The sequence below is a fragment of the Sphingobacterium chuzhouense genome (genome assembly GCF_014692525.1).
GTDB classification, from domain to species: domain Bacteria; phylum Bacteroidota; class Bacteroidia; order Sphingobacteriales; family Sphingobacteriaceae; genus Sphingobacterium; species Sphingobacterium chuzhouense.
Window position 1 is genome coordinate 254,868 of record NZ_JACNYL010000005.1, and the last position, 20,921, is coordinate 275,788.

Sequence of the window (20,921 nt, forward strand, 5' to 3'; positions counted from 1 at the left end):
GTAGCGTATCAAAAATTCGATACCGTACCATATATAGAAAGGGACAACTAACATCTCCGCTGCCTGCCTAATATGTATATTTTCGTGGTTTAATAAATACCTATCTTGCCTATAACGCTGATCCAATAAAAATATAAAGGGAAAGATAACAATCGCAACCGCCCTTCTCCCCGAAAAGATATTTGTCCAAAATTTGCTTACGACGATTTTTCCTTTCATAACTTTTCCTACAATAAGGATAAGGCAAAGAGCTTGCCGAAATTATCTAATCTTTTTCCTATTTTTGTTAGCAAAGAAAACTTAAACAAACCGTATGACGACATATAACGAAGACAGTATACGTTCCTTAGATTGGAAAGAACATATCCGTCTACGCCCGGGTATGTATATCGGGAAATTGGGAGATGGTTCTGCTTATGACGATGGAATCTACGTATTGTTAAAGGAGATTGTCGACAACTCCATAGACGAATTCGTGATGGGCGCCGGCAAAACGATCGACATTACTGTACACGACAATAAAGTAGCGGTACGTGATTACGGCCGCGGAATTCCTATTGGGTCAGTAGTGGATGTTGTCTCTAAAATCAACACCGGGGGTAAATACGATAGCAAGGCATTCCAAAAATCTGTAGGTCTAAACGGTGTCGGTACGAAAGCCGTCAACGCGCTTTCCGACCAATTTACCGTACAATCATATCGTCAAGGGGTAACCCGTATTGCACAGTTTCAGCGTGGCGAATTAGTGAATGACGAGCAAAAAGAAACCACGCAACGTAACGGCACGGCGACAAGCTTCTATCCGGACGAAACAATTTTCCGAAATTACAAATTCCGAATGGAGTTTGTAGAAAACATGATATGGAATTATGTGTTTCTTAACTCCGGGCTGGCCATCAATTTCAATGGGCAAAAGTTTATTTCTGAAAATGGACTAAAAGACTTGCTTGAGCGTAATATTGATGCAGAATCCATGCGTTATCCGATCATCCATCTAAGAGGAGAGGATATCGAAATTGCACTGACACACGGTCAGCAATATGGTGAAGAATATTATTCTTTTGTCAATGGGCAACACACTACGCAAGGGGGCACACACCAAGCAGCATTTCGCGAAGCCGTTGTAAAAACAATCCGGGAATTTTATAAAAAAGAATTCGATGCAGCAGATATACGTTCGTCTATTATCGCCGCGATTGCAATCAAAGTACAGGAACCTGTTTTTGAATCGCAAACAAAAACAAAACTCGGATCACAAAGTATCGGCCCTGAAGGCCCGACTGTACGTACTTTTATCAACGATTTCGTTAAAAAGGCGCTGGATGATTATTTGCATAAAAACTCGGCTACAGCCGACGCTTTGCTTAAGCGTATCTTACAATCAGAACGCGAACGAAAAGACATTGCTGGCATTAAGAAGCTTGCAAATGAGCGTGCAAAAAAAGCATCTTTGCACAATCGGAAATTGCGTGACTGCAAAATCCATTTCAATGATAAAAACGAACGTAACCTAGAAACGACATTGTTCATCACCGAAGGAGACTCGGCTAGTGGATCGATCACCAAATCACGTGATGTACAGACCCAAGCGGTGTTCAGCTTGAAAGGTAAACCATTGAATTCCTATGGCATGTCGAAGAAAATAGTCTATGAGAACGAAGAGTTTAATTTGTTGCAACATGCGTTGAATATAGAAGATGGCCTTGACGGGCTGCGTTATAACAATATCGTTATCGCAACAGATGCTGATGTGGATGGTATGCACATCCGCTTGCTGTTGCTTACTTTCTTTTTACAATTTTTTCCGGATCTGGTGAAGGCCGGACACGTGTCTATCCTGCAAACCCCACTATTCCGTGTGCGGAATAAAAAAGAAACGATCTATTGTTATTCGGATGAGGAACGCCAACGTGCTATTGCTAAACTAGGGGGCAAACCTGAGATAACTCGCTTCAAAGGTTTAGGTGAAATCTCTCCTTCCGAATTTGGGCTTTTCATCGGCAAAGATATGCGTTTAGATCCTGTCATTCTTTCGAAAGATAATAGACTTCCGCAATTGCTAGAATATTATATGGGTAAGAATACACCAGACAGACAGAAACATATCGTGGAAAATCTACGTATTGAAATCGACCTGGAGGAAGAACTTGCTAAAGCCGCCGTTGCCTCCTAAAAAACATCGGTATTTTTTACAATGTAAATAATGAACAACCAAACCTTAATACTTATCCAGTGTCAAGATGCAGTGGGCCTGGTTGCCAGTGTCGCACATGTTATCGCTAAGCATCATTTAAATATCGTCACCATGCGGGAATTTGTTGACGAAGAAAATCGCAAATTCTTTGTCCGTGTGGTATGTAGCGGCGTGCCGGCTGCTACTCCACTATTGCAACGGGATTTGGAAGACAACTTACCTGCTCACGCACAGGTGTCCATCAATCCTGCTCGTGAAAAGAAGCTTGTTATCTTAGTAACTAAAGAACATCATTGCCTTGCGGACATCCTTGTACGTCATTTTTTCAAAACACTTAATGCTTCTGTAAAAGCAGTAGTCGGCAACTACGAAGTGCTGAAAGAATTTACCGAGAAGTTCAATATTCCTTATCATTATATATCTCATGAAAACAAAAGCAAGGAAGCGTTTGAGCAGGAACTAGCAGAAACCATTGCACCATACCAACCGGATTATATCGTGCTGGCAAAGTTTATGCGTATTCTCTCTCCCACTTTCGTGGCAAGGTTTGAGGGCAAGCTCATTAATATACATCATTCTTTCCTCCCTGCATTCATTGGCGCAAATCCTTACCGACAGGCCTATAAACGTGGGGTAAAGATTATCGGCGCAACGGCACACTACGTCACCAACGACCTGGATGAGGGACCAATCATCGTACAACGTACTAAATCGATCAACCACAGTTATGATGTTCCCAATTTGGTTACAGCAGGGAAGGAAATTGAAAAAGCGGTATTAAGCCAAGCCATCCATTTGCTGACGGAAGACCGAGTGATGCTACAGGGCAATAAGACGATTGTTTTTGAGTAGAGATACAAGAGAAAAATGACCGAAATCATTTTTATATAACACTTACGTTATTTTATACCCGAGTGGAATTGCTGTATTTTGTAATGATACACTATACACATGAAACACGCGTTCCACATCCCCGTATTGGGGTTAGCTTTCTCCATTGACTCTCCATTAAAAGTTGCAAAATTTGGTATCTCCTCAGTTATGTCTATCGTAGACGATGAGCTTATCGAACGTATACGAGCATTCCACGCGCACGAAAACCAGCTTTATTATGTTCCTATAAAGAAAACGGAGGAAGATTATCGCGCTAAGCGAATCACCGCTTATCTCAATTTAGTACAGCAGATTATTGATACACAGATTTTTCATATCAAGAACGAGGAGTTCTTACCAGATTCCGATTTGACAAAATATTTCGAGCTATTGCCAGATACCGATCTAAGCAAACGACGTTATAAAAAAATGTTAGCTTCCGATGATGGAGTTGAAAAAGCAACTTTGGAGGAAGAACTAAAAGCGATGGTTGTCCCCGGAGAAATTGACGTCAACATTATGGCAAAGGTTGACAAGCTCAACGTGGATGCAAAAGGAAATATGTTAGACGAAAAATATTCGGACGCTTTATCGGCATTACGAGGTTTCGCCCAATCTAACTTACGATCTTCCGTTGTGTTATCAGCCGGTATGAATCCTCGTCTATATAATTACCTTACCGAATTACCGGCTTTCTTTCCAAATCGATATGGTGTATTGGAGAAGAAGATTATCTTGAAAGTATCAGACTATCGCTCTGCCTACATTCAAGCAAAATACCTTGCTAAAAAAGGATTATGGGTTTCAGAATTTCGCATAGAGTCCGGGTTAAATTGTGGAGGGCACGCTTTCGCAACAGACGGTTATTTACTAGGCCCTATTCTGGAAGAGTTTAAACAAAAGAAAGAGGAACTTGTTCAAGAACTCTCCGGCATATATAGAGCATCCCTCCTTGAAAAGGGGATATCGAATGTACACACGCTCCCTATCAGATTCAGTGTGCAGGGGGGAATAGGGACAGCTGAAGAACAAACATTCCTTTTAACCTATTATGGCTTTGATAGTGCCGGATGGGGCTCACCGTTTTTATTAGTTCCGGAAGCAACTACGGTTGACAACGATACATTAACCAAATTAACGCAAGCAGATAAAGCCGATTTTTATCTAAGCGATTCTTCCCCACTTGGCGTCCCATTCAATAATTTTAAAGGAAGTACAGCGGAGCAAAGACGGATGGAACGTATTGCCAAGGGCATTCCCGGAAGTCCCTGCACAAAGAAATATCTGGTATCCAATACGGAGTTTTCGGACGTCCCCATATGTACAGCTTCCCGTGTTTATCAGCATGCTAAAATTAAAGAATTAAAAAATCGCCAGCTTCCCGAAACAGAATTTCAGGAGCAGTTTGATAAAACTACAGCAAAAACCTGCTTGTGTGAGGGGCTTGCCGCTTCTGCCTATCTGAAATATAATATACAGAAGCCCAAAGAGATTACGGCTGTTTCTATCTGCCCAGGTCCAAATATCGCCTATTTTAAGAGAACGTATTCCCTTCAAGAAATGATAGATCATATTTATGGTCGCCGTCCACTGGACTTGAAAAATAGGCCTCATATGTTTCTAAACGAACTGCATCTCTATGTAGACTACCTTCAGAACTTAGTAAAAAACAGTTTTGACGATATAAAAAAGCTGAAAGTTATCCAAAGATTTAAAGATCAACTCTTACAAGGGATAATTTACTATCGTACGATAACAAAAGAAATGGAAAAATTTGGCTTCAAGGAAACGCGGAGTTTCATATCTGCCTTAAGCGATTACGAACAGAGCTTAAAAGGACAGAAAAAGGAATCTGTAAATTTATATTTTTCGAAATTTCCCAAAAACGCCTAGAGGAAGTTTAGATCCTGCGGTCGCTTGTAAATAAAGTTCCCCTATTTCCAAATTTTCCACATGTGGTAAAGCCGTTCTTATCAGATTCTCCACAATGACTGAGGAAAATCCTAAAGAATAGGTATTCAAAATAAGGAAATGTTCTTCGGGATCGAGAAGTTGCACGACATCGCGCATCATTTCCATAATATGATCCTCAAGCTTCCACTTTTCCCCCTTCGGTCCATGTCCGTATGCAGGAGGATCCAATATAATGCCATGGTATCTATTTCCACGTTTTAATTCTCTTTTAACGAATTTAAGCGCATCCTCTACCACCCAACGGATATTATCCAGTCCGGATAATTCTTGATTTTCGTTTGCCCAAGTTACGACCTGTTTAATAGAATCCACATGTGTTGTATCCGCCCCTGCTGCTTTCGCAATTAACGAAGCCCCTCCTGTATAAGCAAATAAATTCAATACTTTAGGGTTAGGAGTTTTAAAAGATTTAACAGACTCCGATATATAATCCCAATTCACCGCTTGTTCGGGGAATATTCCAACGTGCTTGAACGAGGTTAGCGCCAAACGGAATTTAATTGCGACGTCTTTATTTTTATAAGTAATATGCCAACGATCTTGTGTTTGGGGATTTTTCTTCAACCAATCACCAGAAGTTGCCGACCGTCCTTTAAAGCGGATATGGTGTGTTTTCGTCCATTCCGCTTCCGATAGGGTTTTCGGCCATACGGCCTGAGGCTCAGGACGAATCAAAATAAAATCACCAAATCGTTCTAATTTTTCGAAATCACCACAATCGATCAGCTCGTAATCTTTCCAGTATTGTGGTGTAAGAAGTTGTATGTTTGTTGTTGAAGTCAATTTCAGATATTAGATGTCAGACATTAAAAACATCACAAAGATAAATATTAGATGTGAGATGTTGTATTATTTAATGGAATCCCTTGCTGCTTTCATCAACGGACTTGCAAAGACAAAATCATTCAATTCCTGTACATCCGAACGCAACATCTCCTCATTGGATCCTTCCCAGAACTTTTGTCCTTTGTATAAAAACATAATATAATCACCGATTCCCATCACGGAGTTCATATCGTGCGTTACCACGACAGTCGTACATTGATATTCCTCTGTCAACTCTTGAATTAACTCGTCTATCAGTATGGAAGTCGCCGGATCAAGACCGGAGTTCGGTTCATCACAAAACAAATACTTAGGACTCATACTAATGGCCCTCGCAATACCTACCCTCTTTTTCATTCCTCCTGAAAGTTCAGATGGATACAATTTATTTGCATTCTTTAAATTCACCCTGTCGAGACAGAAGTTCGCACGTTCTATCTTCTCCTCTTGGCTCATATCGGTAAACATGCTCAATGCAAAAGTAATATTCTGTTCTACGGTCATAGAGTCGAACAAAGCAGAGTTTTGGAACAACATGCCAATGTTCCGTCGGATGGGTACACGTTCCTCGAAATCCATTTCCGTAAACTCCTGCTGATCGAAAAACACCTTCCCCTGATCGGGTTCATGCAAACCAACGATGCATTTTAACACCGTACTTTTACCTGAGCCCGAGCCTCCGATGATTAAGTTCACCTTGCCCGGTTCAAAAATGGCATCTATCCCTTTCAATACCTCATTATCACCAAATGATTTGTATATATTTTGAATCTCAATCATAAATTTTAAAGCATCAATGCGGTAATAATATAATCGCAAGCCAAAATCGCAATACAGCCAATCACCACTGCTTTTGTTCCTGCTTGTCCAACCTCCAATGCCCCACCTCTGACATAAAAACCTTTATACGCCGGAACTGAAGTAATAATAAATCCATAAATTATAGCTTTTACAATGGCTACTGTTACCGTAAAACCATTAAAACCTTCTTGTATCCCTTGTATATAATCTGACGGTGCTACAGCACCCGATAGACTACCTCCTATTAATCCACCGGTAATAGCACAGAAAATGGCAATGATAACCAATACCGGAACCATGATAACACCTGCGATTATCTTAGGTAAGATCAAAAAGCCAGGTGCATTGATGCCCATGATCTCTAGCGCATCGATTTGTTCCGTTACACGCATGGAGCCTATTTGGGAAGAAATAGCAGACCCAACCTTCCCCATCAACACCAAACCCGAAATAGTCGGCCCCAGTTCTAAAATATTGGAATCCCGGTTGATTTGTCCGATAACTGTACTTGGAATAAGATCAGATACCAGCTGAAAGGCGATTTGTAACGTCATAACCGCTCCAATGAACGTAGAAATAATCAAAATTAAGCTTAACGAGCCTATGCCTATTTCATTCATCTCATGAAAAATTTCTTTTAAATATATCTTCCATTTTTCGGGTTTTTTGAAGACCTTTCTCAACAACAGGATATAGGAACCAAAATGATGAAATATCATAGAATAATCGACGTTTCGTTAAATACTATTGCAATATACACATTTGCGTGGAAGAAATTTCACCGATGGAATGGTTTCTTTCACCGAAAGTATTAACAACATAACCTAAAAGTAGTTTTATAAAAAAATCGTAACTTGTAGTTTTGAGCTGTTATATTTACAGAAGTATGGAGAATAAGTTAACATCCGGCATTTGGTTTGTCTTTATAGGACTAGTTCTTTTGTTGCACAATCTGGACATTATACATTTTAATTTTTGGGCAACAATCAAATATTGGCCTTTGCTCATTATTATTGTCGGTATCAACTTAATTGCCCAAAATAAGACCTATGGAAATTATATTAAAATTGGCTGTAATGTTCTGTTTTTAGGGTGGATTTTATACGTGGGTATGACGGCTCCTAAAACAGATTGGTCGGAACAACTTTTTAACAGCAAAAACATCAATGTCGGTAATATCGATGATAGTGGACCGCTGTCGAACGCTGTGCATACACCATTTGATCCTACAGTGGAAGAGTCTACTTTAGAGTTTAATGGAGGAGCTGGAAAATTTGAAATGAAGGTCGGTGAAAAAGCCAATCTGGTTTCTGCCAAAGCAAAGACTGACGACATGGGTATGAATATGAAGACAACGCAAGAGGAAGGTAAACAAAAAGTCGTTATCAATGCAAAGCCAACCTCAAAAAGCAAAAAGTCTGACGCGGTCCTAATAAATCTTCACCCTGATGTGCTTTGGAGCTTAAATTTAAACTATGGTGCCGCTAACATTAACAACGATCTGTCCACATTGAAATTCAAAAATCTGGAAATAAACATGGGCGCAAGTAATATGGATCTCACGTTAGGAACTCCAAAGGCCGGCATTTCTAAAATTGATATTGCTACCGGTGCGTCGAAAATCCATTTCCGCATCCCAAAGGACGCTGCCGTTAAAGTTGAATATACTTCTATTTTATCGAAAAATTCTTTTGAGGGTTTTGAAACCAACGAAAGTGGCATTGCAAAAACAGCAAATTATAACGAAGCGGAAAATAGATTTGATATCGAGCTGGAAGGAGCCGCCAATAATTTCACCATAACCCGATATTGATATAGCATATTGCAAAAAGTAAAATGAGAAAAAAAAGCTAACTTTGTATCTACGCATGGACACAACGAACGCAATCATTTTACCCGGAGGATATTGTAATTCCAAAACATCTTATAGTCGGTTTTTAACACGAGAAGTAACCGTGGGTGACATTCCCATGGGAGGGAATCATCCTATTCGTATCCAAAGTATGACGACCGTCGACACCATGGACACATTAGGATCCGTGGAACAGACGATCCGTATGGTAGATGCAGGATGTGAATATGTACGGATTACAGCACCAAGTATTAAAGAGGCTGAAAATTTAGCCAATATTAAAAAAGAATTAAAGATGCGCGGCTATAATGTTCCTCTTGTGGCAGATATCCATTTTACACCTAATGCGGCAGAGGTGGCGGCTCGTATTGTGGAAAAAGTACGTATTAATCCTGGTAACTATGCCGATAAAAAGAAATTTGACCAAATAGAATATACGGATGCAGCCTATCAGGGTGAATTGGAGCGTATCTATAAAAAGTTTGCTCCTTTAGTTAAAATATGCCAAGAGTATGGCACCGCTATGCGTATTGGCACGAATCACGGTTCGCTTTCCGATCGTATTATGAGTCGATACGGCGATACGCCCGAGGGTATGGTGGAATCGGCATTGGAATTCATTCGAATTTGTGAAGATTTGCGATACTATAATCTTGTCGTGTCCATGAAATCCTCCAATCCACAGGTAATGGTACGTGCCTACCGCTTGTTAGCCGAAAAAATGATAGCGGAGAATATGAACTATCCGCTTCACTTAGGCGTTACGGAAGCCGGAGATGGTGAAGATGGACGCGTAAAATCCGCAGTCGGTATCGGAACATTATTAGAAGATGGACTGGGCGACACTATCCGGGTTTCCCTTACAGAAGAACCGGAAAATGAAATCCCGGTTGCCCGGGCTTTAGTTAATCGTTATACAAACCGCAAGACACGACAAGAAAATATTCAAACACCCGAAATTATCAACTTATCAGGCCATACAGATACCAGCCCCTATGAAGCGGCGGAAGTCAATGCATTTATCGGTGGTTCTTTGGTCCCACGCGTAGTCGCGGATATCTCACGAGAAAATTTAAAAGATCCTTTTATATTGACTGCCGTCGGTTATCGGTACGACGCGATCAATGATAAGTATCACATGGGAGACCAATCGGTGGACTTTGTTTACCTCGGCTCGCAATTGCCATCGTTTACATTACCTGGAAACCTTAAAGTATTGTACGACTATGACACTTGGGAAAATTTAAAAGATAAGGCTAACAAACATCCAGTTTATACCTTGGAAAGTTTTCAAAATGCATCGGTATTCGATCCTTCCTTAAATTTGATAACATTAACAAACGACGATTTGGAGGGAGAGTATTTCGCGAATTTACAGCTAAACAACACCGTGGTCTTCCTCTTGGAAACGAATCAACCTCATGGAATGGCAGACCAACGACAGTTTTTCAACAACTTGCAAACTATCGGCGTGAATAATCCGGTTATTATCAAACGCAGTTATCCTATCGACGAATTCTCTGGTCCGGTGGGTGACATCATGAATCCAGAGGAACCAATCTCCAAAATCCAACTATATGCGGCTACGGATATGGGTGCTTTATTAGTTGATGGATTGGGCTCTGGTATCTGGATAGATTCACCAGCTACTCCCTTAGATAAACTTGCTTCACTGTCCTTTGGCATATTGCAAGCGACTCGATCCCGCATTTCGAAAACAGAATATATATCTTGCCCGAGCTGTGGACGAACCCTCTTCGATTTACAGGAAACGACACAAATGATTAGAAGCCGTACTAATCATTTAAAAGGCTTAAAAATCGGTATTATGGGCTGTATTGTAAACGGCCCCGGAGAAATGGCTGATGCAGATTATGGATATGTAGGTGCGGGCCCCGACAAAATAACACTCTATAGAGGTAAAGAAGTTGTAAAAAGAAATGTAAGCTCTGCCAATGCTTTAGATGAATTGATAGAGATTATAAAAAACGACGGATTATGGGTGGATGAGGGGAGTGAAAGCTTAACGATTAAAGATTAGGTAGAAACTACCTTACAGAAATGCGTTTCACAACGGTTTCGGTACCGGAAGATACCCGCACAAAATAGAATCCAGTAGACAGTTTTCCATCGGTATCGAAGGATAGGCTCTGTAGACCTGCATCTAAACGACCATTCATTAAGTTTAAAACTTCATTCCCCAAAGCATCCATTACTTTGATAACTACCGTATTTTGTTGGCTTAGGGTAAAGTTTAAGGTAATTTGTTCTGCAACAGGATTGTAAAATACTTTTACATTGTTGATCAATTTTTCGCTCTCCTGATCGTTAGAGTATGTAGTAAAATTAGAAAAAGAATGGATAGCTGTATTTGTTTTGCCTATGACAGTAGAAATATGCATAGCATTACCTATACTAAGCATTGCTATGCTTGCAACAGTAAATAATGCTATTTTTTTTCTTAATCCTGTCATGTTATATGTTCATCAGTAAGTAGAGTAGAGTAATTGATATTAACAAAGTTAATTTTTTTGATGTTTGGTTGGATACTTTTTTTTATTTTTTTTTTGCCTTTAACAATTTTTAACAAGATTATACGTTGTCCCTTTTGTCGTTATAAAAATACAAACATTTTTAATGTATGTTTGCATCATAATTTTTAAAAAATGAAACCCAATAAGCATTCCGATGCGAATAAGCTGAGTCTGGCCGGCTTATTAATTAGTTTAGGCATCATTTTCGGTGATATCGGCACTTCTCCCCTGTATGTCGTAAAAGCGATTTTCAACAAGGGCATCATAGAAGAAAACCTTATTTTAGGCAGTTTATCCTGTGTCTTTTGGACGTTGACCTTACAGACTACTATAAAATACGTGTGGATCACTTTGCAGGCCGATAATAAAGGCGAGGGAGGCATCCTATCCCTCTATTCTTTAGTTCGCAAAAAGGCAAAATGGCTTATTATACCGGCAATTATAGGGGCCAGCGCACTGCTAGCGGATGGCATGATTACCCCAGCGATTACTATTTCATCTGCAATTGAGGGGCTAGCCATTCGAAATCCCGACATACCAACCGTACCTATCGTCATTGCGATTATTAGTTTGTTATTTCTTATACAGCGATTCGGAACCTCCATCGTAGGGCGTATTTTTGGTCCCTTAATGTTTGTGTGGTTCAGTATGATTGGAATTTTAGGATTATTATATATCATACGTGCCCCGGAAGTATTCTACGCTTTAAACCCATATTATGCTGTTTCAACGATTATCGATCATCCCAATTCTCTTTTCTTAATCGGTGCTATATTTCTGTGTACAACAGGAGCAGAAGCTTTATACTCCGATATGGGACATTGCGGAAAATCTAATATCCGTGTTAGTTGGATATTTGTTAAGCTCATGCTCATATTCAATTATTTTGGTCAAGGTGGATGGCTGATGGAACACGCGGGTACACAAATCGGCGACACAAATCCTTTTTATGCCATTATGCCGGGCGCATTCGTTGGGTATGGCGTCATTATCGCTACTATGGCGGCAATCATCGCCAGCCAAGCTATGATATCCGGTTCTTTCACCTTAATTTCAGAAGCTGTACGTTTAAATATCTGGCCAAAAGTTTCTATCCGCTATCCCAGCGAACATAAAGGACAGCTATACGTACCGTCCATAAACCTTATTTTATATATCGGTTGTATGTTGATAATAGCTGTGTTTCAGCATTCCTCCAATATGGAGGCGGCCTACGGATTGGCAATTAACCTAACCTTTATTGCCACCACAATTTTGATGTGTGTTTTTCTTTCGAGGGTGCATGTCTCCAAAGTATGGATTATGATTTTCGCTTTGTTCTATTTCACCATTGAAATCGTGTTTCTTGCCGGAAACCTCGTAAAGCTGACACATGGGGGATGGTTGACGCTATTGCTAGCAAGCACCTTATTTGTGGTGATGTTTGCTTGGTATGGTGCACGCAAGATCAAGAACAGCTTTGTACGTTTTACCGACATCCGGCCGTATTTTCCCATTATTGCAGAACTAAGCGAGGATAAGTCAGTTCCCGTATTTGCATCACATATCGTGTATTTAACGAGTGCAAACAATAAAAACGAAATCGAGTCTAAAATCATCTATTCTATCTTGAATAAAAAACCCAAACGAGCAGACGTATATTGGCTTGTACATGTTGATGTAATGGATAACCCACACACAAGAGAATACCAAGTCGAACAGCTCATACCCAAAAAACTTATCCGTATCGACTTTAAACTGGGTTTTCGGGAAGAACAACGCATTAGTTTATTATTCCGAAAAGTCGTAGAAGATATGGTTGAGAAAGGCGAGATTGATATCACTAGTAACTATAATACGTTAAGAAAACATGGCATAGCTGGTGATTTCAATTTTGTAGTCCTCGAGAAAATAATTGCCAAAACACACGATTTAAAATGGCATGAAAAAATAATCTTGGAAATATATAAAACGTTAAAGAAATTCAGTTTATCCGAGGAGAAGGGTTTTGGTTTGGATAGCAGCTTTGTAACACTTGAACGTGTTCCATTAAACATCCCCAATACCAAGGAAGTTTCGCTTCGAAGACTCCCATAGGGGCTATTTTCTTAAATTTCGTATCTTTACACATCACAAAAATTACACTTCATGTCGCATAAAGCAGGATTCGTCAGTATCATCGGAAAACCCAACGCAGGGAAATCTACCTTAATGAATGCATTGGTAGGTGAAAAAATGTCTATCATTACACCTAAAGCGCAGACTACCCGACATCGAATCATGGGGATTGTGAACGATGAAGATCACCAGATTATATTCTCGGATACACCTGGCGTCATAAAGCCAAACTATTCCCTGCAGGAATCGATGATGAATTTTGTACAGGGCTCGCTTATTGACGCTGATGTCATTTTATTTGTGACAGACATTCACGAAAAATTCGATGAGAGTGATGTCATTGAAAGATTGCAAAGAACAAGTTCTCCTGTTGCGGTCCTTATTAATAAGATTGATAAATCATCGGAGGAAGAAGTGAGAAGTAAAATAGCATTCTGGCAAGAAAAACTAAATCCCGATGCTGTTTTTGCTATCTCTGCGTTGCTCAATCACGGCGTGGCAGGTATTATGGAATATATTAAAGAGAAACTCCCTATTCATCCGCCTTACTACGAAAAAGACGAGTTAACGGACAAAAGTATGCGTTTCTTCGTGTCGGAAATGATTCGTGAAAAAATCTTTAAGCTCTACGACAAAGAAATTCCGTATAGCACCGAAGTTATCGTAACATCATATAAAGAAGAAGATAACATTACCAGGATAGCTGCCGAAATCATTGTGGAGCGTGATTCACAAAAAAATATTCTTATTGGAAAAGCTGGCTCGATGATAAAAAAAGTTGGCACGTACGCTCGACAGGATATCGAAGAGTTTATTGATGGAAAAGTGTTTTTGGAGCTTTTTGTCAAGGTAATTCCCGATTGGCGACGCAAGAAGAATTACCTTAAAAAGTTTGGGTATGATGATTAATTTTTATGTTCTTTTTTCCCGTAAAAAAGAACCAAAAACCTCGTCCTTCGGATATTTGAAATGATTTATCCTGCAAAGAGCAAATTTCTACAAACTTCAAATATCCGGATGGACAATTAAAGATAAGGGAGGGATAGTACATTTATCCCAAAGATTATGGCATAAAATATTCGCGGAGCGCTATAACCTGTTTCCGGGTCAGCACTTTACTCAATTCTTCGTCGGAGGCTTCTTTTACTTTTTTAGCTGATTTAAAGGTTTTCAATAGCTTTTCTACAGAAGTTTTTCCTATTCCCGGAATATTTTCCAATTCAGAGACAAATGTTTTTCTGCTACGCTGATTACGGTGAAACGTAATACCGAACCGGTGTGCCTCGTCGCGTAGGTGCTGTATAATTTTTAAGGTTTCCGATTTCTTGTCTAGATACAACGGATATTGATCACCAGGGTAATATAATTCTTCCAAACGCTTGGCAATACCGATAACCGTCACTTTCTTTTCTATCCCTAACAATTTTAGACTTTTCATCGCCGCCCCTAGCTGTCCCTTACCGCCATCAATGACGATTAATTGAGGAAGCTGTTGGTCTTCATCCAATAATCTTCTATAACGTCGAAAAACAGCTTCCTCCATTGTAGCGAAATCATTTGGGCCAACAACGGTCTTCACATTGAAGTGCCGATAATCCTTTTTAGACGGCTTCGCATCCTTAAAGACGACAATGGCTGACACAGGAAAATTTCCTTGGATATTCGAGTTATCAAAACATTCAATATGTCGAGGAAGCACATTTAAACGCAAGTCTTTTTGCATCTGCTTAAGAATACGCTCTGTCTTCACTTCCGGGTTTAACTTCTCGTACTGCAGCATACGTTCCTTTTTAAAATAAGCAACATTCTTACGAGATAATTCCAATAGATTTTTCTTCTCCCCCGCTTTTGGGACTGTAAATCTTATCGTATTGCTTTCTTCGATATGAATATCAAATGGAACAATGATTTCCCTGGACGTACTTTTGAACCGTTCCCGAAATTCGGGAATTGCCAGAGCAAGTAATTCTTCTTCTGACTCATCTAAACGCTTCTTCATTTCCAACGTCTGGGTTTGAATAACAACGCCATGTGCTACTTTTAAGTAGTTTACAAAAGCATAGTTATCTTCCGAAGCAATGTTAAATACATCCACATTTGTAATCGACGAACTGACCACGGTCGATCTACTTTGATAATTAGAAAGCTTTTCCAACTTCGCCTTTAACTTATGTGCAGCTTCAAAATCTAAAGCTGTTACGGCATCATTCATCTGATTTTTCAAACGATTAGTGACCACCGTAATCTTTCCGTTCAATATATCTTTGATATCGGCGAGGTTTCGATTATAATCTTCCTCCGATTGATAACCTTCACATGGTCCTTTACAATTGCCAATCTGGTATTCCAGACAAATTTTGTATTTGCCTTTTGCGATGTTCTCGGGAGACAGGTTCAGATTACAAGTACGCAAGGGAAAAAGCTCCCGAATCATATCCAAGATGATATGCATCATACCTACGGAAGCGTACGGTCCATAATAGCGTGACCCATCCCGAATATATTTTCGCGTCCAAAACACACGTGGAAAATGCTCATTCTTGATGACAATCCAAGGATATGTTTTATCATCTTTCAACATGACGTTGTAGCGTGGCTTATGCTTCTTAATAAGGTTATTTTCCAAAAGCCAGGCATCGATTTCCGTATCCACGATGGTGAATGCTATACGGTTTATTTTTCGGACAAGTACACGTGTCTTGCTATTGAGTTGCTGTTCGTTTACGAAATAAGATCCTACCCGATTACGCAGATCCTTCGCTTTACCAACATAGATGAGTTCATTATTTTTATCAAAATATTGATAAACGCCCGGTTTACGGGGTATTTTCTTTAACTCCTCTTTGTAATCAAATACACTCATATTATAAAAATGCCGAACAACAAATTTCGTTAAAATTTGCTGTCCGGCGTTTATAAATCCTATTTAAATTAAGCAAGAATATTAGAATCCCAACCTATCATCATTTAAAGAACCTTCGCTAGACGGTGCACCTAAAAACTCCTGATACTGGCTACAATCTATTTCACGCGTTAATCCGCCGGGAGGAAGCGGAAAATCTTCTTGTGTATAATGCAGTTTTTTGTCACTGTATACTTTCTTCATATACAAGCCAAATATCGGAAGTGCAGCTTGCGCTCCTTGCCCCGACGCCATGCTATAGAAACGGATACCACGATCTTCCGCTCCTGTCCATACGCCTGTTACCAAATCCGGCGTAATACCGATAAACCAAGCATCGGAATTATCATTTGTCGTACCTGTTTTACCGCCAATTGGATTTTTAAATCCTCCAAACTCCGCACGTCTTAATCGAGAACCCGTACCACCATCCACAACACCTTTCAACATATCAACCATAATATAGGCAGATTCGCTGTTTAGCGCTTTAACCACCGTTGGTGTCTTCTCATAGATAGGTGTACCGTTTTTATCTTCGACACGTAAAATCATGGTTGGCTCAATCCACGTACCATGGTTAACAAATGCTGAATAAGCACCTACCATATCATATACAGATGCCTCGTATGCACCCAATGCAATAGATGGATAATTCGGAACATTAGATGTAATCCCCATACGCTTTGTCAACGAGGCAACAGTCGCTGCTCCGACTTCGTTGATGACATAAGCAGAAGCAAAGTTTTGGGAATATTTCAATGCGTTTTTTAACGAGATAGGGTCACCTCCCTGAATTGTTCCACGAGGCGTCCAGTTACCATAGGTACGAGAATGATTAGGCACCGGAAAACAAGGCGAGTAACCATTATCGATTGCAGCAGCATATGTAAACGGCTTTGCCGTTGAGCCCACTTGCCTTTGTGCCAACTTTACGTGATCAAATTTGAAATGTTCAAAGCTGGTACCACCAACCCAAGCCTTGATATGGCCTGTCTTCGGTTCCATAGACATAACAGCGTTTCGTAGAAAAAGCTTGTTATAACGAATAGAATCCATTGGCGTCATGACCGTATCAACATTTCCTTTATAGGTAAATAAGGTCATCGGCACTTTTTTATTAAATTCTTGTTTAATTTCCTCTTCAGACATACCGGTCTCTTTCAATACACGGTAGCGGTCAGAACGGCGCATACCAGAGACCAGTAATTTCGCATTTTCTCCCTTAAACGGATCGGAGTTGCGATACTGTCTGTCAAAATCCCGCTGTAGTCTTTCCATCCATTCCTTCTGCGCCTCTTCCGCATATTGCTGCATCGCGTAGTTGATTGGTGTGTATACTTTCAACCCATCACGATCCAGATCATAAGGCGTACCATCTGCTCTCGTAATGGACAGACGTTTAAATTCTTTTTTTAATTCTTCTTTTAGTACGGCGCGGAAATAAGGCGCCATGCCTTCTCCGTAATTAGATATACGTAGCTTCAAATCCAATGGCAGTTCCTTCGCCTTTTGTCCTTCTTCTTTCGTCAGAAAGTTCTGGTCGATCATATTATTCAATACTGTATTCCGCCGTTTCATCGAATTTTCAGGAAATCTCACAGGCGAGTAGATATATGTACCTTTCAACATACCCACCAACATGGCTGCCTGTTCAGCCGTCAATTGATCCGGAGTAGTATCAAAATAGGTTCTGGCGGCGGACTTAATACCAAAGGTGTTGTAAGCCCCAAAATCAACCGTATTGAAATACATGGTGATAATTTCTTCTTTGGTATAACTTCTTTCTAAACGAACGGCGGTAATCCACTCCTGGAACTTCTGCATGATGCGCTTAAATGTATTACGCTCCCGACGCTCGGAAAAGAGATTTAAAGCTAACTGTTGTGTAATTGTACTCCCTCCTTGTTTTCTATTCAACAACGTCGTATAAATAGCGGAAGTAACTGTCCGGGAATAATCAATACCCGAATGCTCATAAAAACGCTTGTCCTCCGTAGAAATCAGTGCGTGAACTAAATAAGGGGATAACTCGCTGTACTTTACATTGGAGCGGTTATGCTTATAATAAGTGCCTAAAACTTTGAGATCATCGGTCAATATCTCCGAAGCCAAATTACTCTTCGGGTTTTCCAATTCCTCAAAAGACGGTAATTTACCAAATACACCTAAACGTACACTTATGAGAAAAAGTGCCCCAAGAATAACAATACTACATAAGACCGTCCAAAAATTCCGGGTATATCGTTTAATATCTATGTCTGTCAACTTCTGCTTTGATTCTCTCTTCATTGCATCTATGATACGATTTCAGTACAAAGTTAACATTCTAGTTCTAATAAGTTTAAAAAAGTTAGAACGATACCATATTAAAGTTCTACATTAGCCAAATTATTTATTTTCGTAATCCGCGATTAATTACTCGTGACTAGTTACGAATCACGAACCACGAATGATGCATAAAAAAAACAATGCGGGGTTATTCTTCATTTTCCTGACCGTTGTTATCGATACCATCGGATTAGGTATTATTATCCCGGTGTTGCCCTCCCTCATTAAAGAATTGATACATGGGGACCTTAGTGAAGCTTCCCATTATGGAGGATGGTTGATGTTTTCCTATGCTTTTACACAATTTATATTTGCCTCGATACTAGGAAATTTAAGCGATTGCTATGGCAGACGCCCTGTATTACTGATGTCGCTATTAGGTTTTTGCATCAATTATATACTAATGGGTTTTGCCCCTAGTATCCTTTGGCTATTTGTAGGACGTCTCATCGCCGGTATCACTGGAGCTAGCCATACCGTCGCCGCGGCCTATATCGCGGACATTAGCTCATCCGAAAAGAAAGCTCAAAATTTCGGGTTGCTGGGAGCCGCTTTCGGACTAGGTTTCATCATTGGACCGGTTATAGGTGGGCTTTTAGGACAGTATGGCCCACGTATTCCATTTTTTGCTGCCGGCGCATTGAGCTTCTTCAATTTTATATACGGTTACTTCATCGTTCCAGAATCCTTGACCAAAGAGAACAGACGTTCTTTCTCCTGGCGAAACGCAAATCCCATTGGGGCATTCAAGCACATGAAAAAATACCCACAGATATATGCGCTTATCATTTGTATTTTTTTAGTTAACCTAGCTGCTCATGCCGTTCAAAGCACGTGGTCCTACTATACAATGGAAAAATTCGCTTGGGATGAAAAAATGGTAGGCATATCACTTGGTTTCATTGGAACACTACTTACCATTGTTCAAGCTGGCTTATTACGTATCGTTATCCCTAGGCTCGGCCTACCCAAATCCATTTTGACGGGCTTATTTTTTTTAACACTAGCATTGCCATTAATAGGTATAGTGCCCTCTAGCTGGATGCTGTTTGCAGCAAGTGTCCTTTATGTATGCGGAGGGATCGGCGGCCCTGCGATCCAAAGTCTCGTTTCTAACCTTACACCATCCAACGAACAAGGACAAATACAAGGCGGAATCGCTTCCGTTATCAGTTTGACAGCCATATTTGGTCCTTTAATGATGAGCAATCTATTTTCCTTTTTTACAAAAGAAAATACACCTATATATTTTCCGGGCGCACCTTTCATTATGGGAGGCTTACTGACACTTACTGCACTTATTACCGCTTATATTTATTTCCAAGGAAAACCTAGGGTTTCTCAATAAGGCATACAGCGTAGGCAACAACACCTTCCTGACGACCTATAAAACCCATCGTCTCATTGGTCGTCGCTTTTATGGATATGTCATCTATATCAATCCCGGCAGCTTTAGCGATATTCTCTTTCATGGCGGGGATGTATGGTTTAATCTTTGGAGCTTCCAAGCATAGCATACCATCGATGTTGCCCAATGTATATCCCTTTTCTTTTAAGAGCTTTACACATTCTTCAAGCAAAACGAGACTGCTGATCCCTTTCCATTTAGGATCGGTATTGGGAAAATGAAACCCCATGTCCTCTAAGTTTGCTGCCCCCAGGATAGCGTCACAAATTGCATGTACTAAGACGTCTGCATCCGAATGCCCGAACGCGCCTGCATGGTGTTCTAATTGCACTCCACCGATGACGAATGGATGTCCTTCTTTTATTTGATGGACATCAAAACCAAAACCTACCTTTATCTTCATAACAACGCGAAGTTAACCCTTTCTTTTTCCATCATGAAAAAAAGAACATACAAAAATTTATTTGCTACTTTTGATTCGTCATCTACTTGACGAAAATTTAAAATTTATACGGCGTAATAGGTTACTATTTGATTAAAAAGGTATTAATAAGTGAGTAAGGAAAAAAGCGATATACAGATTGATTCCGAAATCATTGACGGCATCAGGGAGGGAGATAACCTTGCTATCCAGCAGTTATATCAAATACATTTCCCACCTATTGCCAACATGGTTATCAACAATCGTGGTAGCAGAGAGGAAGCGCAGGACATTTTCCAAGAAACGGTGATGGTTTTGTATAATAAGATCAGTGATGACGATTTTGTTTTGAGCAGCAGATTACAAACGTTCTTATATGCGATTTCCAAACGATTATGGCTTAAGCATCTTACACGCGGCGAGGCGAAATACCGTAAGGATTCAATAGAGGATTACGGAGAAGCGCTAGCTGCTGAAGAAATCATCGAAGATCACGAGGTTAAGGAAGCTAATTTTGTTCAAATGGAAAATGCATTAAACGGATTAGGAGAGCCTTGTAGAACTATCTTATATGATTTTTATATACAAGGGCAATCGATGGCAGCTATTTGTGAGAAGTTTGGTTATACGAACGCCGATAATGCGAAGACGCAGAAGTATAAATGTCTCCAGCGTTTAAAAAAGATATTTTTCAAAAAATAAGTTATAATAA

At 40.0% G+C, this 20,921-nt stretch carries 16 protein-coding genes; 9 read left to right on the top strand and 7 right to left on the bottom strand.

Features of this window, described 5'->3' with window-relative positions; translation table 11 throughout:
• The first annotated feature begins 313 nt into the window (after positions 1–313).
• The 3 genes from H8B21_RS18770 (at position 314) to H8B21_RS18780 (ending at position 4,960) form a co-directional block, all read left to right on the top strand.
• Positions 314–2,173 (top strand): DNA topoisomerase IV subunit B, encoded by a 1,860-nt coding sequence (locus H8B21_RS18770; protein ID WP_190315376.1) that lies wholly within the window; start codon positions 314–316, stop codon positions 2,171–2,173.
• Between the two features lie 30 nt (positions 2,174–2,203).
• Positions 2,204–3,046 (top strand): formyltetrahydrofolate deformylase, encoded by an 843-nt coding sequence (gene purU, locus H8B21_RS18775; RefSeq protein ID WP_190315377.1) that lies wholly within the window; start codon positions 2,204–2,206, stop codon positions 3,044–3,046.
• Between the two features lie 99 nt (positions 3,047–3,145).
• Positions 3,146–4,960 carry a hypothetical protein gene (locus tag H8B21_RS18780; RefSeq protein ID WP_190315378.1) on the top strand — a complete coding sequence of 605 codons (1,815 nt, stop codon included), beginning with the start codon at positions 3,146–3,148 and terminating at the stop codon, positions 4,958–4,960.
• Here the strand turns inward: H8B21_RS18780 and H8B21_RS18785 are convergent.
• From H8B21_RS18785 to H8B21_RS18795, 3 genes are all read right to left on the bottom strand, one after another.
• Complete coding sequence (locus H8B21_RS18785) at positions 4,928–5,824, bottom strand: class I SAM-dependent methyltransferase (RefSeq protein ID WP_190315379.1); 897 nt, start codon at positions 5,822–5,824, stop codon at positions 4,928–4,930. The two genes, H8B21_RS18780 and H8B21_RS18785, sit on opposite strands and share 33 nt — an antisense overlap.
• Positions 5,825–5,890: 66 nt before the next feature.
• Positions 5,891–6,646, bottom strand: a complete 756-nt coding sequence (locus tag H8B21_RS18790; RefSeq protein ID WP_190315380.1) for an ABC transporter ATP-binding protein — start codon at positions 6,644–6,646, stop codon at positions 5,891–5,893.
• A gap of 5 nt (positions 6,647–6,651) precedes the next feature.
• Complete coding sequence (locus tag H8B21_RS18795; protein ID WP_190315381.1) at positions 6,652–7,386, bottom strand: MlaE family ABC transporter permease; 735 nt, start codon at positions 7,384–7,386, stop codon at positions 6,652–6,654.
• Between the two features lie 167 nt (positions 7,387–7,553).
• Between H8B21_RS18795 and H8B21_RS18800 the strand changes: the two genes are divergently transcribed.
• Both H8B21_RS18800 and ispG read left to right on the top strand, forming a co-directional pair.
• Positions 7,554–8,480: a LiaI-LiaF-like domain-containing protein gene (locus H8B21_RS18800; protein ID WP_190315382.1), complete on the top strand. Its 927-nt coding sequence runs from the start codon at positions 7,554–7,556 to the stop codon at positions 8,478–8,480.
• Positions 8,481–8,535: 55 nt separating this feature from the next.
• A complete protein-coding gene (ispG, locus tag H8B21_RS18805; RefSeq protein ID WP_190315383.1) occupies positions 8,536–10,560 on the top strand; it encodes a (E)-4-hydroxy-3-methylbut-2-enyl-diphosphate synthase in 2,025 nt (674 codons plus the stop codon).
• A gap of 7 nt (positions 10,561–10,567) precedes the next feature.
• Here ispG and H8B21_RS18810 read toward each other — a convergent pair whose 3' ends face one another.
• On the bottom strand, positions 10,568–10,993 hold the full coding sequence (locus H8B21_RS18810) for a T9SS type A sorting domain-containing protein (protein ID WP_190315384.1): 426 nt from the start codon (positions 10,991–10,993) through the stop codon (positions 10,568–10,570).
• Positions 10,994–11,185: 192 nt separating this feature from the next.
• On the opposite strand from H8B21_RS18810, the gene H8B21_RS18815 reads away from it, so the two are divergent.
• Together H8B21_RS18815 and era are read left to right on the top strand one after the other, a co-directional pair.
• Positions 11,186–13,129 (top strand): KUP/HAK/KT family potassium transporter, encoded by a 1,944-nt coding sequence (locus H8B21_RS18815; protein WP_190315385.1) that lies wholly within the window; start codon positions 11,186–11,188, stop codon positions 13,127–13,129.
• 51 nt (positions 13,130–13,180) lie between these two features.
• The gene (era, locus tag H8B21_RS18820) at positions 13,181–14,059 is read left to right on the top strand and encodes a GTPase Era (protein WP_190315386.1); all 879 of its coding nucleotides are present in this window, start codon (positions 13,181–13,183) and stop codon (positions 14,057–14,059) included.
• 154 nt (positions 14,060–14,213) lie between these two features.
• On the opposite strand, the gene uvrC is transcribed toward era, so the two are convergent.
• Both uvrC and H8B21_RS18830 read right to left on the bottom strand, forming a co-directional pair.
• Complete coding sequence (uvrC, locus tag H8B21_RS18825; protein ID WP_190315387.1) at positions 14,214–16,013, bottom strand: excinuclease ABC subunit UvrC; 1,800 nt, start codon at positions 16,011–16,013, stop codon at positions 14,214–14,216.
• An 81-nt stretch (positions 16,014–16,094) separates the two neighbouring features.
• Positions 16,095–18,341, bottom strand: a complete 2,247-nt coding sequence (locus H8B21_RS18830) for a penicillin-binding protein 1A (RefSeq protein ID WP_190315388.1) — start codon at positions 18,339–18,341, stop codon at positions 16,095–16,097.
• 160 nt (positions 18,342–18,501) lie between these two features.
• Here H8B21_RS18830 and H8B21_RS18835 point away from each other — a divergent pair, with 160 nt between their 5' ends.
• Entirely contained in the window at positions 18,502–19,728 is a 1,227-nt protein-coding gene (locus H8B21_RS18835) for a TCR/Tet family MFS transporter (protein ID WP_317170417.1), read from the top strand.
• On the opposite strand, the gene ispF is transcribed toward H8B21_RS18835, so the two are convergent.
• The gene (gene ispF / locus H8B21_RS18840) at positions 19,712–20,191 is read right to left on the bottom strand and encodes a 2-C-methyl-D-erythritol 2,4-cyclodiphosphate synthase (RefSeq protein ID WP_190315389.1); all 480 of its coding nucleotides are present in this window, start codon (positions 20,189–20,191) and stop codon (positions 19,712–19,714) included. The genes H8B21_RS18835 and ispF overlap by 17 nt on opposite strands.
• 150 nt (positions 20,192–20,341) lie before the next feature.
• Between ispF and H8B21_RS18845 the strand changes: the two genes are divergently transcribed.
• On the top strand, positions 20,342–20,911 hold the full coding sequence (locus H8B21_RS18845; protein ID WP_190315390.1) for an RNA polymerase sigma factor: 570 nt from the start codon (positions 20,342–20,344) through the stop codon (positions 20,909–20,911).
• The last annotated feature ends 10 nt before the right edge of the window (positions 20,912–20,921 follow it).

What these genes read in the sequence shown, in the direction of transcription:
- era (WP_190315386.1), top strand. Translation starts at nt 13,181, where the DNA reads ATGTCGCATAAAGCAGGATTCGTCAGTATCATCGGAAAACCCAACGCA.
- H8B21_RS18810 (WP_190315384.1), bottom strand. Translation starts at nt 10,993, where the DNA reads ATGACAGGATTAAGAAAAAAAATAGCATTATTTACTGTTGCAAGCATA.
- H8B21_RS18770 (WP_190315376.1), top strand. Translation starts at nt 314, where the DNA reads ATGACGACATATAACGAAGACAGTATACGTTCCTTAGATTGGAAAGAA.
- H8B21_RS18800 (WP_190315382.1), top strand. Translation starts at nt 7,554, where the DNA reads ATGGAGAATAAGTTAACATCCGGCATTTGGTTTGTCTTTATAGGACTA.
- H8B21_RS18815 (WP_190315385.1), top strand. Translation starts at nt 11,186, where the DNA reads ATGAAACCCAATAAGCATTCCGATGCGAATAAGCTGAGTCTGGCCGGC.
- ispF (WP_190315389.1), bottom strand. Translation starts at nt 20,191, where the DNA reads ATGAAGATAAAGGTAGGTTTTGGTTTTGATGTCCATCAAATAAAAGAA.
- H8B21_RS18835 (WP_317170417.1), top strand. Translation starts at nt 18,502, where the DNA reads ATGATGCATAAAAAAAACAATGCGGGGTTATTCTTCATTTTCCTGACC.
- purU (WP_190315377.1), top strand. Translation starts at nt 2,204, where the DNA reads ATGAACAACCAAACCTTAATACTTATCCAGTGTCAAGATGCAGTGGGC.
- H8B21_RS18830 (WP_190315388.1), bottom strand. Translation starts at nt 18,341, where the DNA reads ATGAAGAGAGAATCAAAGCAGAAGTTGACAGACATAGATATTAAACGA.
- ispG (WP_190315383.1), top strand. Translation starts at nt 8,536, where the DNA reads ATGGACACAACGAACGCAATCATTTTACCCGGAGGATATTGTAATTCC.
- H8B21_RS18795 (WP_190315381.1), bottom strand. Translation starts at nt 7,386, where the DNA reads ATGATATTTCATCATTTTGGTTCCTATATCCTGTTGTTGAGAAAGGTC.
- H8B21_RS18790 (WP_190315380.1), bottom strand. Translation starts at nt 6,646, where the DNA reads ATGATTGAGATTCAAAATATATACAAATCATTTGGTGATAATGAGGTA.
- uvrC (WP_190315387.1), bottom strand. Translation starts at nt 16,013, where the DNA reads ATGAGTGTATTTGATTACAAAGAGGAGTTAAAGAAAATACCCCGTAAA.
- H8B21_RS18780 (WP_190315378.1), top strand. Translation starts at nt 3,146, where the DNA reads ATGAAACACGCGTTCCACATCCCCGTATTGGGGTTAGCTTTCTCCATT.